This window comes from Sulfitobacter sp. 1A13368, assembly GCF_043557275.1.
In the GTDB taxonomy this organism is placed as follows: domain Bacteria; phylum Pseudomonadota; class Alphaproteobacteria; order Rhodobacterales; family Rhodobacteraceae; genus Sulfitobacter; species Sulfitobacter faviae.
This window is the reverse complement of record NZ_JBIFFR010000001.1, coordinates 427,095-441,081: the sequence shown is the minus strand read 5'-3', so window position 1 is coordinate 441,081 and position 13,987 is coordinate 427,095. Positions and strand designations below refer to the sequence as shown.

Here is a 13,987-nt window from a genome sequence, read left to right as displayed (position 1 = left end):
GCATAACGAGGCCCTATGACCGACATCGACCCAACCGTGCGGCCCGACCCGCTGCCCGAAGACACCGACCGCGCGCTGCGGCCGCAGATGCTTGGCGAATTCGTCGGGCAGGCGGAGGCGCGGGCGAATCTGTCGGTCTTTATCCAATCCGCCCGCCAGCGGGGCGAGGCGATGGACCACACGCTGTTTCACGGGCCGCCGGGCTTGGGCAAGACGACACTGGCGCAGATCATGGCGCGCGAGCTTGGCGTCGGCTTTCGCATGACCTCCGGCCCGGTGCTGGCCAAGGCCGGTGACCTCGCCGCGATCCTCACCAATCTCGAGGCGCGCGATGTGCTGTTCATCGACGAGATCCACCGGCTCAATGCCTCGGTTGAAGAGGTGCTCTACCCTGCGATGGAGGATTTCGAGCTCGATCTGGTGATCGGCGAAGGCCCCGCCGCGCGCACCGTGCGGATCGAATTGCAGCCCTTCACGTTGGTCGGCGCCACCACCCGCATGGGGTTGCTGACCACGCCGCTGCGCGACCGGTTCGGCATCCCGACGCGGCTGCAATTCTACACCGAGGACGAGCTTTACATCATCGTCGACCGCAACGCCCGCAAGCTCGGCGCCCCGGCGGACGAAGGCGGCGCGCGCGAGATCGCCAAACGCGCCCGCGGCACGCCGCGCATCGCGGGCCGACTGTTGCGCCGGGTGGTGGATTTCGCCGTGGTCGAAGGCGATGGCCGCGTGACGCGCGAGTTGGCCGATATGGCGCTGACCCGGCTCGGGGTTGATCACCTCGGCCTCGACGGAGCCGACCGGCGCTACCTGCGGCTGATGGCGGAGAACTATCAGGGCGGCCCGGTGGGGATCGAGACGCTTTCCGCCGCGCTTTCGGAAAGCCGCGATGCGCTGGAGGAGGTCATTGAGCCGTTCCTGTTGCAGCAGGGGCTGATCCAGCGTACCCCGCGCGGCAGGATGTTGGCCGCCAAAGCGTGGAGCCATCTCGGGCTTGCCGCGCCCAGAGGGCAGAGCGACCTTTTTGGCTGACGTTTCGGAGCGAAGGTAGACAAGATGACGATGACCGCAGAGCAGATCGAGACCCTTTTCACCCGCCGCGACGGGCAGTTCGCCTTTGCCCGCTGGGGCCGCCCCATCGCTCCTGTGGCCTTTGGGATCGAGGAAGAGGCGCTGCCGGTGGTGAAAGGCGCGCTCGAAGCGGTGGCCAAGCTTGCCGGTCACGACATGGCCGAAACCGACCCGGAGTTGGGCAGCAACCTGATGATGTTCTTCTTCGCCGATTGGGCGGAACTGCTCGACGTGCCGGGTATGGATGGGCTGGTGCCCGACCTCGCGGCGCAGGTCGAGCGGCTGCAGGCCGCGGGGGCGAACCAGTACCGTTTCTTCCGTTTCGACGAGAACGGCGCGATCAAGGCGGCTTTCGTCTTCCTGCGCATGGACAAGAGCCTGCAAGACATGTCCGCGCAGGTGCTGGCGCTGAGCCAAGCGGTGCAGGTCATTCTGCTGTGGTCCGAGGATGCCTTTCAAGAGCAATCCCCGCTGGCGATGGCCGATGACGCGCTGGTGCTGCGCCCCGAGGTCGCGGATGTGATCCGCGCCGCCTATGACCCGGTGATGCCCCCTGCCGCCAATGATGCCAGCCATGCGCTGCGCCTTGCCGCGCGGGTGCAGGTGGCATCATGAGCCATAGCTTCCCGGTCCGCATCTTCTATGAAGACACCGATATGGCGGGCGTCGTCTATTACGCCAACTACCTGCGCTATATCGAACGGGCGCGGTCTGATATCGTCGAACAGATCGGCCTTGATCAACGCGCCATGCGCGATGAGGGGCTGGTCTTTGTCGTGACGCGGGTGGAGGCGGATTACCTCGGCGCCGCGCGCTTTGGCGACCGGCTGGAGGTGCAGACCACCCATCAGGCCGAAGGGCCCGTGCGTTGGGTGTTCGACCAAGACGTGCTGCGCGATGGCAAGGTCATCTTTCGCGCCAAAGTTACCGCCGTTTGCATGACGACGGGCGGAAAACCCACGCGGCTGCCAGCGAAACTCCGCCTGTCGGACGGCGATCCGGCGCGGTGATACCATAATTCTGGCAATCTAGGTTGCAGTCCGTTAGCTTTGCTCCAAATTGAGGCCGGAAAATAGGGCCCAGAGATAGAACCCAGAGGCAGAATGCCCCGAAGGGGCGGCAGTAAAAGAGCATAGTTAAATGGAAGCAGAGACGCTGGCATTGGCACAGGGGATCGATTTCTCCCTGTGGGGTCTGTTCGCGAAGGCGACGGTCACGGTCAAACTTGTAATGATCATGCTGATCGGGGCCTCTTTCTGGTCTTGGTCGATCATCATTCAGAAAACCATCCAATACCGCAAAGCCCGTGCCGAGGCGGCGCAGTTCGATCGGGCCTTCTGGTCAGGCGAGCCTTTGGATGGTCTCTTTGACACCATCGGCGCCGACCCCGATGGGCCGTCGGAAAAGATCTTCGCCGCCGGCATGTCGGAATGGCGCCGCTCGCACCGCGAGGATGGCGCGCTGATCCCCGGTGCCACCGCACGCATCGACCGGTCGATGGACGTGGCGATCGCCAAGGAAGCGGAGCGTCTGCAAAAGGGGCTGCCGGTGCTGGCGACCGTGGGCTCCACCGCGCCTTTCGTTGGCCTCTTCGGCACCGTCTTCGGCATCATGAACTCCTTCATCGAGATCGCGGCCCAGCAGAACACCAACCTCGCCGTCGTGGCCCCGGGCATCGCCGAGGCGCTTCTGGCGACCGGCATCGGCCTTCTCGCCGCGATCCCGGCGGTGGTCTTCTACAACAAACTGAGCGCCGACAGTGACCGGATCCTCGGCACCTACGAGGCCTTCTCGGACGAATTCGCGACCATCCTCAGCCGCCAGTTGGACAGCTAAGCCATGGGTGCGGGTGTCATGAAAAAGCAAGGCGGCAAGGGGCGGCGGCGCGGCCGCGCCCAGCCGATGGCTGAGATCAACGTTACGCCCTTCGTGGACGTGATGCTGGTGCTGCTGATCATCTTCATGGTCGCAGCCCCGCTTTTGACCGTCGGTGTACCGGTGGAACTGCCCAAGACCGCCGCCACGGCCCTGCCGGCCGAGCAGGAAGAGCCGCTAACCGTCACCGTCACCGCCCAAGGGGCAGTGCAGATCCAGACCACCGACACGCCACGCGACCAGCTGGTGACCAAGCTGCGCGCCATCGCGGCGGAGCGGGCCAGCGACCGGGTCTTCCTGCGCGCGGATGGCGCGGTGCCCTATGCGCAGGTTATGGAGGTCATGGGCGCGCTCAACGCGGGCGGATTTTCCAACATCGGTCTGGTGACCGACATCGGCGGCCCGGCGATGGACGGCAGCGACACGTCGGGTGGCTGAGCGGTGCATACCGGGCATTACATATCAGGTGCCGGGCATCTGGGTCTTATCGGCTGGCTTTTGTTCGGGAACATCTTCACCTCCGAACCGGACCCGGTTGAGATGACCGAGGTCTCGGTGATCTCGGCGGCGGAATATGATGCGTTGGTCGCAGCGCAGCAGGCGCCGGACTCCACCACCGAAGTGGCCCAGCCCGCCCCGCCAGACGTGAGCGAGCCAGCGCCCGAGGTCACCGCCGAACCCGATAGCCAGATTGAACAGCCCGAACCGGTCCAGACCGAGACCCCGCCCGAGGACACGCCCCCCGAAGTGACGGAACTGGAGCTGCCGCCGCAGACTGAAGTGGACGACAGCGCCCCCGAGATGAACGAGCCCATTGGCGACACTGCCGTGCTGGTGCCCGAGATCGCCCCCGAGGCCCGCCCGCGCGAAGCGCCGCGCGTCGCACCCGAGCCGGTGGCTCCGCCCGAACCCGAGGTCCGCCCAGACCTCGACGAACAACCCGCCGTCGCGCCCGAACCCGAGGCCGAGCCGGAAGTCGTCGTCGAAGAAGAGCCGCAAGAGGCGCAGACGCCCGAGGATACCACGACCGAGATCGTGACCGAAGCCGATCAGGCACCGGCGGCCTCGGCACGCCCGCCCGGTCGCCGTCCGGCCCCGCCGCCCCCCGTTGAGGTGGCCGAGGCCCCGGAGGAACCCGAGGAGGGGCCCGCGCCGGAGCCCGCCGAGGAACCTGCGCAGGACAGGACCGAGGACGCCATCGCCGATGCGCTGAGCGAAGTCCTCGGCCAGCCGGAGGCCGAGGCCCCGGTGCCGAGCGGCCCGCCGCTGTCGTCGGGCGAGCGCGAGAGCCTGCGCGTCGCGGTTTCCGCCTGCTGGAACATCGGCGCGCTGTCGACCGAAGCGGCGCGGACCACGGTGATCGTGGGGCTGCAGATGAATCAGGACGGCACGCCGGTGATCGGGTCGATCCGGATGCTCAGTGCCTCGGGCGGTGGCGATGCCGCAGCAAGGCAGGCCTTCGAGGCGGCCAAACGTGCAATCATCCGCTGCGGCAGCCGCGGCTACGACCTGCCACAGGAGAAATACAGCCAGTGGCAAGACATCGAGATGACATTCGATCCAATGAGGAGCCGATAACATGCTGACGAGACTTCTGGGACTTCTGGCACTGGGGGCCGCGACCGTCTTCGCGGCGGCCCCGGACACCGCGCGCGCCGAGCCGCTGCGCATCGTGATCGACGATCCGACCATCGAACCCTTGCCCTTTGCCGTCCCCAGCTTTCAGCCCGAAAGCGGTGAGGCGGGGCAATTGGCCGTCGACATCGCCCGCGTCGTTTCGGACGACCTGACCGGCACCGGCCTCTTCCGCGAGATTCCGGCCAGCGCCTATATCTCCACCGTGAGCGACTTCAACGCGCCGGTCGAATATGCCGACTGGAAGGCGATCAATGCGCAGGCGTTGATCACGGGGGCGGTCAATGTCACCGGCAATAGCGTGAACGTGAAATTCCGCGTCTACGACGTTTTCTCGGGTGAAGAGCTGCTGGATGCCAGCGGGCAGGGCGGTTTGCAATTCAGCGGCACCGTCGACGGCTGGCGCCGCATGGCACATAAGGTGGCCGATGCGGTTTACAGCCGGATCACCGGCGAGGGCGGCTATTTCGACAGCCGCGTGGTGTTCGTCTCTGAGACCGGGCCGAAGGACAATCGCCAGAAACGTCTGGCCGTGATGGACTATGACGGGGCGAACCTGAAATACCTCACCGAATCCGGCTCTATCGTGCTGGCGCCGCGTTTTTCGCCCAGCGGGGACCGTGTGCTCTACACCAGCTATGAAAGCGGCTTCCCGCGCATTTATGTGCTCGACATCGGCACCGTCCAACGCCGCGCGCTGCAAAGCGCCGAGGGCTCCATGGCTTTCGCGCCGCGGTTCTCGCCCAGCGGTCAGACGGTCGTCTATTCGCTGAGCCAAGGCGGCAACACGGATATCTATTCGATGGACATCAACAGCGGCCAGTCGGTGCGCCTGACGAACACGCCTGCGATTGAGACGGCGCCGAGCTTCTCGCCCGATGGCAGCCGGATTGTCTTTGAGAGTGACCGTTCCGGCAGCCCGCAGCTTTATGTCATGCCCGCTACCGGCGGAGAGGCGACGCGTATTTCCTTTGGCGAGGGGCGTTACGGCACGCCGGTCTGGTCGCCGCGCGGGGATTTGGTGGCCTTCACCAAGCAGAACAAGGGCCGCTTCCACATCGGTGTCATGCGGCTGGATGGCTCGGAAGAGCGTCTGCTGACAGCCTCCTTCCTTGATGAGGGTCCGACTTGGGCCCCCAATGGGCGGGTCATCATGTTCGCGCGCGAAACCCAAGGGGCGGGCGGGTCCTCCTCGCTCTATTCCGTCGATATTTCGGGGCGCAACCTCAAGCCTGTGCGCACGCCCGAAGGCGGCTCTGACCCCTCGTGGTCACCGCTGCAAGACTAAGGTTTCCACATGCCACCCACGGGTGCGGGCAATTCCAATGATCCCGCGCCTGTGTTAATACCAGCAACGATAACGCCACCATATAGAAGGCAGACCCCATGAAACGCATTCTGACCAGCACGCTTTTGATTTCCGCATTGGCCGTGTCGGCCTGTACGAACCCTGACCGCTTTGGTGCCGATGGCATGGGCGGGGCCGGGGCCAATGCAGGCGCAGGGGTCAACGCCGGTGTGGTGCCGGGCAGCGCGAATGACCCGACATCCACCGCCTATTTTCAGCAAGCCGTTGGCGACCGGGTGCTGTTCTTGGTCGATCAATCCACCCTGACCGACGAAGGCCGCGCCACGCTTGACGGGCAGGTCGCATGGCTTCAGGCCAATTCCGACTACCAAGCCGTGATCGAAGGCCACGCCGATGAGCAGGGCACCCGCGAATACAACATCGCCCTTGGCGGTCGCCGCGCCAACGCGGTGCGCGAATACATGATCTCACGCGGGATCGCGGCCTCGCGGCTCAAGACCATCAGCTACGGCAAGGAACGCCCGATCGAGATCTGCTCGGCCGAGGCTTGCTATGCCAAGAACCGCCGCGCGGTGACCGTGCTGGCTGGCGGCGCGTTGACCAGCTGACCGCGGCAACAGCCCAAGCAATGACCAATCCAAGGAGGCCTATGTGCTGAAGCGATATATCTTCGTGGCCGTGATGGGGCTGATGACCGCCCCCGCCGCGCTTATGGCGCAGGACAACGATCAAACGCTGGCGGATATTCGCCAGCAGTTGACCGTGCTCAACGTCGAGGTGCAAAAGCTGCGCCGCGAACTGTCGACAACCGGCGGCGCCTCGGTCGAGACCGGCGGCAACTCCGTGTTGGAGCGGGTCAGCACCATGGAGAGCGAGTTGCAGCGCCTCACCTCCAAGACCGAGGAGATGGAGAACCGGATCAACCGGATCGTCGCCGATGGCACCAACCGGATCGGGGATCTGGAATACCGTCTGGTCGAGCTTGAGGGCGGCGATCTGGGCGCTTTGGGTGAGACGTCGACCCTCGGTGGAGGGGAGGCGCCCGCCGTGGCGGCCCCCGCCCCCGAAGCGGGCCGCGAGGTGGTCGAAGTGACCCCCGGAAACGGCGAAGCGGGCGCTTCCGGCGGCATCATCACCCCGATCAACGAAGCAGAGCTGGCGGTCAGCGAGAAGGCCGATTTCGAGCGGGCGCAGGAGGCGCTCGCATCGGGTGACTTTCGCAGCGCCGCCGATCTCTTTGCGTCCTTCAATACGACCTACCCCGGCGGTCCGCTAGCCGCCGAGGCCGAGATGCGCCGGGGCGAAGCCCTGACTGGTCTGGGCGACAACCGCGAAGCCGCGCGCGCCTATCTCGCGGCCTTCAGCACCGATCCCGAAGGGCCGGTGGCCCCGCGGTCGCTCTTCGAGCTGGGCCGCGCCCTTGGCGTGTTGGAGCAGACCCAAGAGGCCTGCGTGACCCTCTCCGAAGTCGCCGTGCGCTTCCCGAACGCCCCGCAGGTCAGCCAAGCCGAGGCGCAGCGCCAGACGCTGGGTTGTTCCTGACCGCAGATGACTGCACCCGCCGCAACGGCTGATGCAGCGCTGACCGAGGGGCTGCTTTCGGGCTTGGGCGGCGCGCTGCCGGCTCGCCTTGGCGTCGCCGTCTCGGGTGGGGGCGATTCCATGGCGTTGCTGTCGCTTCTGCATGGGCTGGCGATGGCAAAGGGCAGCCATCTCGAGACCGTGACCGTCGACCATGGGCTGCGCCCAGAAGCGGCGGAAGAGGCCGCCATGGTCGCGCGCCATGCCGCCCGCCGGGGGCTGGCCCATGAAACCCTGCACTGGCGCGATTGGGACGGGCAGGGGAATCTTCAAAACGCCGCGCGTGAGGCGCGCTATCGCCTGATGGCCGATTGGGCCGTGCGGCGCGGGCTTCCCGTCGTGGCCCTTGGCCATACGGCAGACGATCAGGCCGAGACGGTGCTGATGCGCTTGGCGCGCCGGTCGGGGGTCGATGGGCTTGCGGCCATGGCACCCCGCAGCGAAAGGTTCGGTGTCACATGGCTGCGCCCGCTGCTTTTCGCCCGGCGCGCGGCCCTGCGCGATCATCTGCGACGGGCGGGGCTTCACTGGGTCGAAGACCCCAGCAACGATGACCCGCGCTATGCCCGGATCAAAACCCGCCATAGCCTTGATGCCCTCGCGCCGCTTGGCATCGATGTAGAGACTTTGGCCGAGGTCGCGCGCAACATGGCCACCGCCCGGGCGGCATTGGACGTCCAAACCGACCGCGCCGCGGGCGATATTCTGCGTATGGAGGCGGGCGCGCAGGTGATGCAGGCCGATGCCTTTTTCGCCGAGCCGGAAGAGATCCGCCGCCGCCTGATGCTCCGCGCGCTCGGGCAGATCAACGGCGGCGCTTACCCCCCGCGCCGCGGCCCCGTGGCCGCCCTGATCGCGGGGCTAGCGGAAGGGCAGGCGGCCACGCTGGCGGGCTGTCAAGCGCTGCTCCGGCGCGGTGAAATCTGGATCTTTCGCGAGTATAACGCGGTGCGCGATCTGCGCGTGCCTGCGGATCAGCTTTGGGACGGGCGTTGGCGTGCGATTCCCCCCGAAGGGCTGCCGCCCGTGGCCGAATTGCGCGCGCTTGGCCCCGAGGGGCTGGCCCAATGCCCCGATTGGCGCAGCCTTGGGCGACCCCGTGCCGCCTTGCTGTCGACCCCGGCCATCTGGCAGGGCCCTCGGCTGCTTGCCGCGCCCCTTGCCGGGCTGGACCAGAAATGGCATGTCCGGCGCGAAAGCGGCGCGGAATGGAACAAAACCGCGCCATTATCGCATTGAACATGAGCGCATCATGTCTATCTTAGTATGGTGGTTGCCCGAACGGGCGCCCCTTGGGTTGCGGGACTTGCCCGCGGCCATGTGAATTTAGGAGAATTCCCTTGGGAAATGTTCGTAACCTCGCCTTCTGGGTTGTCCTGATGTTGCTTGTGCTGGCGCTGTTCAACCTGTTCAGCGGGTCCAGCGGGTCGCTGCAAAACAACGAAGTCAGCTATTCCGAATTCGTCACCTCCGTACAGGATGGTGATGTCCGAAATGTGACATTGGATGGTGAGCAAGTGCGATTCCGCCAAGCGGATGGTGCCGACTATCTGACGATCAAACCCGGCGATGCCGAGCTGACCCAGCTTCTGATCGACAACGACATCCCCGTCAAAGCGCGCCCCCAGCAACAGTCCGGTTTCCAGACCTTCCTGATGTCGCTTTTGCCCATCGCGCTGCTGATCGGCGTCTGGATTTACTTCATGAACCGCATGCAGGGCGGCGGCAAAGGCGGGGCCATGGGCTTTGGCAAATCCAAGGCCAAGATGCTGACCGAAAAGCATGGCCGCGTGACCTTTGACGATGTCGCGGGCATCGACGAGGCCAAGGAAGAGCTTGAAGAGATCGTCGAATTCCTGCGCAACCCACAGAAATTCTCGCGCCTCGGCGGCAAGATCCCGAAAGGCGCGCTGCTGGTGGGCCCTCCGGGCACCGGTAAGACGCTGCTGGCCCGTGCGATTGCGGGTGAAGCGGGTGTGCCCTTCTTCACCATTTCGGGCTCCGACTTCGTCGAGATGTTCGTGGGTGTCGGTGCCAGCCGCGTGCGCGACATGTTCGAACAGGCCAAAAAGAACGCGCCTTGCATCGTCTTCATCGACGAGATCGACGCCGTCGGTCGCCACCGTGGCGCAGGCTATGGCGGCGGCAATGACGAGCGGGAGCAGACCCTGAACCAGCTTCTGGTCGAGATGGACGGTTTCGAGAGCAACGAGGGCGTCATCATCCTCGCGGCGACCAACCGTCGCGACGTGCTCGACCCCGCGCTGCTGCGTCCGGGCCGTTTCGACCGTCAAGTCACCGTGCCCAACCCCGACATCAAGGGCCGCGAGAAGATCCTTTCGGTGCATGCCCGCAAGACCCCGCTGGGGCCGGACGTCGACCTGCGCATCATCGCGCGCGGCACGCCGGGCTTCTCGGGTGCTGACCTTGCGAATCTCGTGAACGAGGCCGCGCTGATGGCCGCCCGCGTGGGTCGCCGTTTCGTCACCATGGTCGACTTCGAGCAGGCCAAGGACAAGGTGATGATGGGCCCCGAGCGCCGCTCGATGGTGATGACCGCAGAGCAGAAGGAAATGACCGCCTATCACGAGGCCGGTCACGCGCTGGTGGGCATGACGCTGCCCAAATGCGACCCGGTCTACAAGGCCACGATCATCCCGCGCGGCGGCGCGCTCGGCATGGTGATGAGCCTGCCTGAGATCGACCGGCTGAACATGTTCAAGGACGAATGCCACCAGCGTCTGGCCATGGCCATGGCGGGCAAGGCGGCGGAAATCCACAAATACGGGCCGGATTCGGTCTCCAACGGTCCGGCGGGCGACATCCAGCAAGCGTCTGCGCTGGCGCGTGCGATGGTGCTGCAATGGGGCATGTCGGATAAGGTCGGTAACATCGACTATTCCGAAGCCGCGCAGGGCTATCAGGGCAACACTGCGGGCTTCTCCGTCTCAGCCAACACCAAGGAACTGGTCGAGAAAGAGGTGCAGCAGTTCATCCAAGACGGCTATGACCGCGCGATGAAGATCATCACCGAGAAAGAGGTGGAGTTCGAGCGTCTGGCCCAAGGTCTGCTGGAATATGAGACCCTGACCGGCGATGAGATCAAACGCGTCATGGACGGCCTGCCGCCGGCAGAGGATTCCGACGACGACAACTCCGACACCGGCAGCGCGCCGAGCGTCACTGCGATCCCCAAGGCGAAGGGCAAGAATACCCCGCCGAAGGATGGCGGGATGGAACCTGAACCTTCGGTCTGATCCGACCTGCGACATATGACAGACCCCGCTTCGGCGGGGTCTTTTCGTTTTCGGCACTCCCTCCGGTCGGGGCGGGAATTCCACTATCGCTTCACAGTCGCCATCGCGTTAGACAGGGACGGAATTCTGGAACAAGCCGGGTCTTATGCGACGCATCCTTTCTGCCCTCGCCCTTCTCCTCGCGTTCACCGCCGGACCCGTTTGGGCCGAGCCGCAGACCTATGCTGTCGCTTTAGGTGGGCGGCAGCTGGGGACCTTGCAGTTCAACGGGCAAAGCCGGAACGCGGCCTTCCTCTTGTCGCTCGACAACGCGCCCTTCGGCATTAAGAACGGCAGCTTCAAGGCGGTCACTCAGTCGCGTGGCACCGCGGTCAGCTATCTCGGGTCCAACCGGGGGAGCGAGACGCGCGATATCGCGATTGACCGGGCTGCGGGTCAGGTCACCTCGGTGGCGATCACCCCGGCTTCGGAAATGACGAAAATGTCGGAGGCCGGAGCGGTGCCTGCCGGTGTCCTCTTCCCGCCCGAGCTTTTCGCCGCCCTTGCCACCGGCAAAAGCTGCCCCGCGCCGCTGTCGCTCTACGATGGGCGCCGCGTGGTGCAGATCGCGACGCAGAGCAGCCGAGAGGAGGGGGCTTCGGTGTTTTGCGATATGTCCTACCGGGTCGTCATGGGGCCGGGCTATGTCTCTCCCTTTTATCTCAAATCTTTCGGGATGGGGCTTGTCTATACGGCGGGTACCCTCGACAAAGCCTCATTAAGCGGGGGCGGTTTCAAGGTGCATCTGATCCGGCAATAGGCATAGGATGCCATAGCAAACCACGTCAAAGGACGCCCCATGCCCGAACTGCGCAAGACAGACCATACCGCCCGGATCACTTGGCTGGGCATGGTCCCTCAGGACCGCGAAAACATCCGCTCGGTCGCGGTGGAGCAGGCCTTTGCGACCTATGCGGGCATCAAAGGTGATTTTCACGCAGGGCTGACCCGCCCCGCCTGCGTGCGCGTGCGCAACCTGCATGCCAAGGGGACGGAGATACGCAACACGCGTCAACTCTCCATCCTCTCCGCCGAAGAGATGGCCGAGATCGCCGCCGCCATCGACCTGCCCACGCTCGACCCGACCCTGCTGGGCGCTTCGATCATCCTTGAAGGGATCCCGGATTTCACCCTTGTCCCGCCCGGGTCGCGGCTGCAAAACGAGCATGGCACCACCTTGGTCGTGGACATCGAAAACGGCCCCTGCAACCTGCCGGCCCGTGAGATCGAGGTGGAGGCCCCCGGCCATGGCAAAACCTTCAAAGCCGCCGCCCAAGGCAAACGCGGCGTGACCGCATGGGTTGAGCGGGAGGGGCCGTTGAGCTTTGGCGACACGCTGCGGCTTTTCGTGCCGAACCAGCCGGTCTGGCCGCATCTGGGCTAAGCGCGCGCCGTTTCGCGAACTTTGAGTGTCGGAAACACGGCCCCCCATCGGGGGCTTGTCGCGCTATGGCTAAAGCATAAAGATCGCCACCAACGGCAACAGGGGATTCTCATGGCTTTTAAAACCGACATTCAAATCGCCCGCGAAGCGGCGAAACGCCCTATCCAAGAGATCGGCGCGAAGCTGGGCATCTCAAGCGACGACCTGCTGCCCTATGGCCATGACAAGGCGAAGGTGAGCCAATCCTTTATCGACTCTGTACAGGATCGTGCGAACGGCAAGCTGATCCTCGTCACCGCGATCAACCCGACCCCGGCGGGGGAGGGCAAGACAACGACCACCGTCGGGCTCGGCGACGGGCTGAACCGGATCGGCAAAAAGGCGGCGGTTTGCATCCGCGAAGCCTCGCTCGGGCCGAACTTCGGGATGAAGGGGGGCGCTGCGGGCGGCGGCTATGCCCAAGTGGTGCCGATGGAAGAGATGAACCTGCATTTCACCGGCGATTTCCATGCCATCACAAGCGCCCACAACCTGCTGGCGGCGATGATCGACAACCACATCTACTGGGGCAATGAGCTGGAGATCGATACCCGCCGCGTCACATGGCGCCGGGTGGTCGACATGAACGACCGCGCCCTGCGCCAGATCACCGCCTCCTTGGGCGGTGTGCCCAACGGTTTCCCGCGCGAAACGGGCTTTGACATCACCGTAGCCTCCGAGGTGATGGCGATCCTCTGTCTGGCCAAGAACCTCACCGATCTGCAAGAGCGCCTTGGCGCGATGATCGTCGCCTACCGCCGCGACCGCAGCCCGGTCTACGCCCGCGACATCAAGGCGGATGGGGCGATGACAGTGCTCTTGAAGGACGCGATGCAGCCGAACCTCGTGCAGACGTTGGAGAACAACCCCGCCTTCGTGCACGGCGGGCCTTTCGCCAATATCGCCCACGGCTGCAACTCGGTCATCGCCACGACCACAGCGTTGAAACTGGCAGATTATGTGGTGACAGAGGCAGGCTTTGGCGCCGATCTCGGGGCCGAAAAATTTATGAACATCAAATGCCGCAAGGCGGGGCTGGCGCCTTCGGTGGTGGTCGTCGTCGCCACGGTGCGCGCGATGAAGATGAACGGCGGCGTGGCGAAAGCCGACCTAGGGACCGAGAATGTCGAGGCCGTGCAACAGGGCTGCGCCAACCTTGGCCGCCACATCGAAAACGTGAAATCCTTTGGCGTGCCCGTGGTCGTGGCGATCAACCATTTCGTCACTGATACCGATGCCGAAGTGGCGGCTGTGAAGGACTATGTCGCGGCCCAAGGGGCTGAGGCGATCCTCTCGCGCCACTGGGAGTTGGGCTCGGAAGGCTCCGCCGATCTGGCCACCCGCGTGGCAGAGATCGCCGATGGCGATCACGCGAATTTCGCCCCGCTCTATGCCGACGAGATGCCGCTGTTCGAAAAGATCGAGACCATCGCCAAACGTGTTTACCGTGCCGACGAAGTGCTGGCCGACCAAAAGGTGCGCAACCAGTTGAAGGATTGGGAGGCGCAGGGCTATGGCGATCTGCCGGTCTGCATGGCCAAGACCCAATATAGCTTTTCGACCGATCCCGACCTGCGCGGCGCGCCCACTGGTTTCAGCGTCCCCATCCGCGAGGTGCGCCTCTCAGCAGGGGCGGGTTTCGTTGTCGTCATCTGCGGTGAGATCATGACCATGCCGGGCCTGCCGCGGGTGCCTTCTGCCGAGGCAATCAAGCTCAACGCCGATGGCGATGTGGAGGGATTGTTCTAAGGCGGGTTGCAATGACCCGCCGTCGCGGTGATGTAGAGCATGTTC

General features: G+C 64.8%; 14 protein-coding genes. All 14 read left to right on the top strand.

Translation table 11 applies throughout. The annotated features are described in order from the left end of the window. The first annotated feature begins 15 nt into the window (after window positions 1–15). The 14 genes from ruvB (at window position 16) to ACGYK4_RS02070 (ending at window position 13,942) form a co-directional block, all read left to right on the top strand. Window positions 16–1,035, top strand: a complete 1,020-nt coding sequence (ruvB, locus tag ACGYK4_RS02135; protein WP_067263549.1) for a Holliday junction branch migration DNA helicase RuvB — start codon at window positions 16–18, stop codon at window positions 1,033–1,035. Between the two features lie 30 nt (window positions 1,036–1,065). Then, window positions 1,066–1,689, top strand: a complete 624-nt coding sequence (locus ACGYK4_RS02130) for a hypothetical protein (protein ID WP_394455107.1) — start codon at window positions 1,066–1,068, stop codon at window positions 1,687–1,689. Further along, window positions 1,686–2,084: a YbgC/FadM family acyl-CoA thioesterase gene (locus tag ACGYK4_RS02125; protein WP_209218189.1), complete on the top strand. Its 399-nt coding sequence runs from the start codon at window positions 1,686–1,688 to the stop codon at window positions 2,082–2,084. The genes ACGYK4_RS02130 and ACGYK4_RS02125 overlap by 4 nt, the downstream gene beginning before the upstream one ends. Before the next feature lie 130 nt (window positions 2,085–2,214). Next, the gene (gene tolQ / locus ACGYK4_RS02120) at window positions 2,215–2,910 is read left to right on the top strand and encodes a protein TolQ (protein WP_271688060.1); all 696 of its coding nucleotides are present in this window, start codon (window positions 2,215–2,217) and stop codon (window positions 2,908–2,910) included. 3 nt (window positions 2,911–2,913) lie between these two features. Then, window positions 2,914–3,387, top strand: coding sequence for a protein TolR (gene tolR / locus ACGYK4_RS02115; RefSeq protein WP_209218187.1), 474 nt, complete (start codon window positions 2,914–2,916; stop codon window positions 3,385–3,387). Between the two features lie 60 nt (window positions 3,388–3,447). Continuing rightward, the gene (locus ACGYK4_RS02110) at window positions 3,448–4,527 is read left to right on the top strand and encodes an energy transducer TonB (RefSeq protein WP_394454899.1); all 1,080 of its coding nucleotides are present in this window, start codon (window positions 3,448–3,450) and stop codon (window positions 4,525–4,527) included. A 1-nt stretch (window position 4,528) separates the two neighbouring features. Beyond that, the gene (gene tolB / locus ACGYK4_RS02105) at window positions 4,529–5,872 is read left to right on the top strand and encodes a Tol-Pal system beta propeller repeat protein TolB (protein WP_209273931.1); all 1,344 of its coding nucleotides are present in this window, start codon (window positions 4,529–4,531) and stop codon (window positions 5,870–5,872) included. A 98-nt stretch (window positions 5,873–5,970) separates the two neighbouring features. Next, window positions 5,971–6,501 (top strand): peptidoglycan-associated lipoprotein Pal, encoded by a 531-nt coding sequence (gene pal, locus ACGYK4_RS02100; RefSeq protein ID WP_394454898.1) that lies wholly within the window; start codon window positions 5,971–5,973, stop codon window positions 6,499–6,501. Between the two features lie 73 nt (window positions 6,502–6,574). Beyond that, complete coding sequence (gene ybgF, locus ACGYK4_RS02095) at window positions 6,575–7,435, top strand: tol-pal system protein YbgF (RefSeq protein ID WP_394448071.1); 861 nt, start codon at window positions 6,575–6,577, stop codon at window positions 7,433–7,435. Window positions 7,436–7,441: 6 nt separating this feature from the next. Beyond that, on the top strand, window positions 7,442–8,713 hold the full coding sequence (gene tilS, locus ACGYK4_RS02090; RefSeq protein WP_394454897.1) for a tRNA lysidine(34) synthetase TilS: 1,272 nt from the start codon (window positions 7,442–7,444) through the stop codon (window positions 8,711–8,713). Window positions 8,714–8,814: 101 nt separating this feature from the next. Beyond that, the gene (gene ftsH, locus ACGYK4_RS02085) at window positions 8,815–10,731 is read left to right on the top strand and encodes an ATP-dependent zinc metalloprotease FtsH (protein WP_394454896.1); all 1,917 of its coding nucleotides are present in this window, start codon (window positions 8,815–8,817) and stop codon (window positions 10,729–10,731) included. A gap of 145 nt (window positions 10,732–10,876) precedes the next feature. Beyond that, the gene (locus ACGYK4_RS02080; protein WP_394454894.1) at window positions 10,877–11,530 is read left to right on the top strand and encodes a hypothetical protein; all 654 of its coding nucleotides are present in this window, start codon (window positions 10,877–10,879) and stop codon (window positions 11,528–11,530) included. A 39-nt stretch (window positions 11,531–11,569) separates the two neighbouring features. After that, window positions 11,570–12,154, top strand: a complete 585-nt coding sequence (locus ACGYK4_RS02075; protein WP_394454893.1) for an MOSC domain-containing protein — start codon at window positions 11,570–11,572, stop codon at window positions 12,152–12,154. 111 nt (window positions 12,155–12,265) lie between these two features. Next, complete coding sequence (locus ACGYK4_RS02070) at window positions 12,266–13,942, top strand: formate--tetrahydrofolate ligase (protein WP_394446983.1); 1,677 nt, start codon at window positions 12,266–12,268, stop codon at window positions 13,940–13,942. The last annotated feature ends 45 nt before the right edge of the window (window positions 13,943–13,987 follow it).

Coding starts and splice junctions, on each gene's coding strand:
- ruvB (WP_067263549.1), top strand. CDS start 16: ATGACCGACATCGACCCAACCGTGCGGCCCGACCCGCTGCCCGAAGAC.
- ACGYK4_RS02130 (WP_394455107.1), top strand. CDS start 1,066: ATGACCGCAGAGCAGATCGAGACCCTTTTCACCCGCCGCGACGGGCAG.
- ACGYK4_RS02125 (WP_209218189.1), top strand. CDS start 1,686: ATGAGCCATAGCTTCCCGGTCCGCATCTTCTATGAAGACACCGATATG.
- tolQ (WP_271688060.1), top strand. CDS start 2,215: ATGGAAGCAGAGACGCTGGCATTGGCACAGGGGATCGATTTCTCCCTG.
- tolR (WP_209218187.1), top strand. CDS start 2,914: ATGGGTGCGGGTGTCATGAAAAAGCAAGGCGGCAAGGGGCGGCGGCGC.
- tolB (WP_209273931.1), top strand. CDS start 4,529: ATGCTGACGAGACTTCTGGGACTTCTGGCACTGGGGGCCGCGACCGTC.
- pal (WP_394454898.1), top strand. CDS start 5,971: ATGAAACGCATTCTGACCAGCACGCTTTTGATTTCCGCATTGGCCGTG.
- ybgF (WP_394448071.1), top strand. CDS start 6,575: ATGGGGCTGATGACCGCCCCCGCCGCGCTTATGGCGCAGGACAACGAT.
- tilS (WP_394454897.1), top strand. CDS start 7,442: ATGACTGCACCCGCCGCAACGGCTGATGCAGCGCTGACCGAGGGGCTG.
- ACGYK4_RS02080 (WP_394454894.1), top strand. CDS start 10,877: ATGCGACGCATCCTTTCTGCCCTCGCCCTTCTCCTCGCGTTCACCGCC.
- ACGYK4_RS02075 (WP_394454893.1), top strand. CDS start 11,570: ATGCCCGAACTGCGCAAGACAGACCATACCGCCCGGATCACTTGGCTG.
- ACGYK4_RS02070 (WP_394446983.1), top strand. CDS start 12,266: ATGGCTTTTAAAACCGACATTCAAATCGCCCGCGAAGCGGCGAAACGC.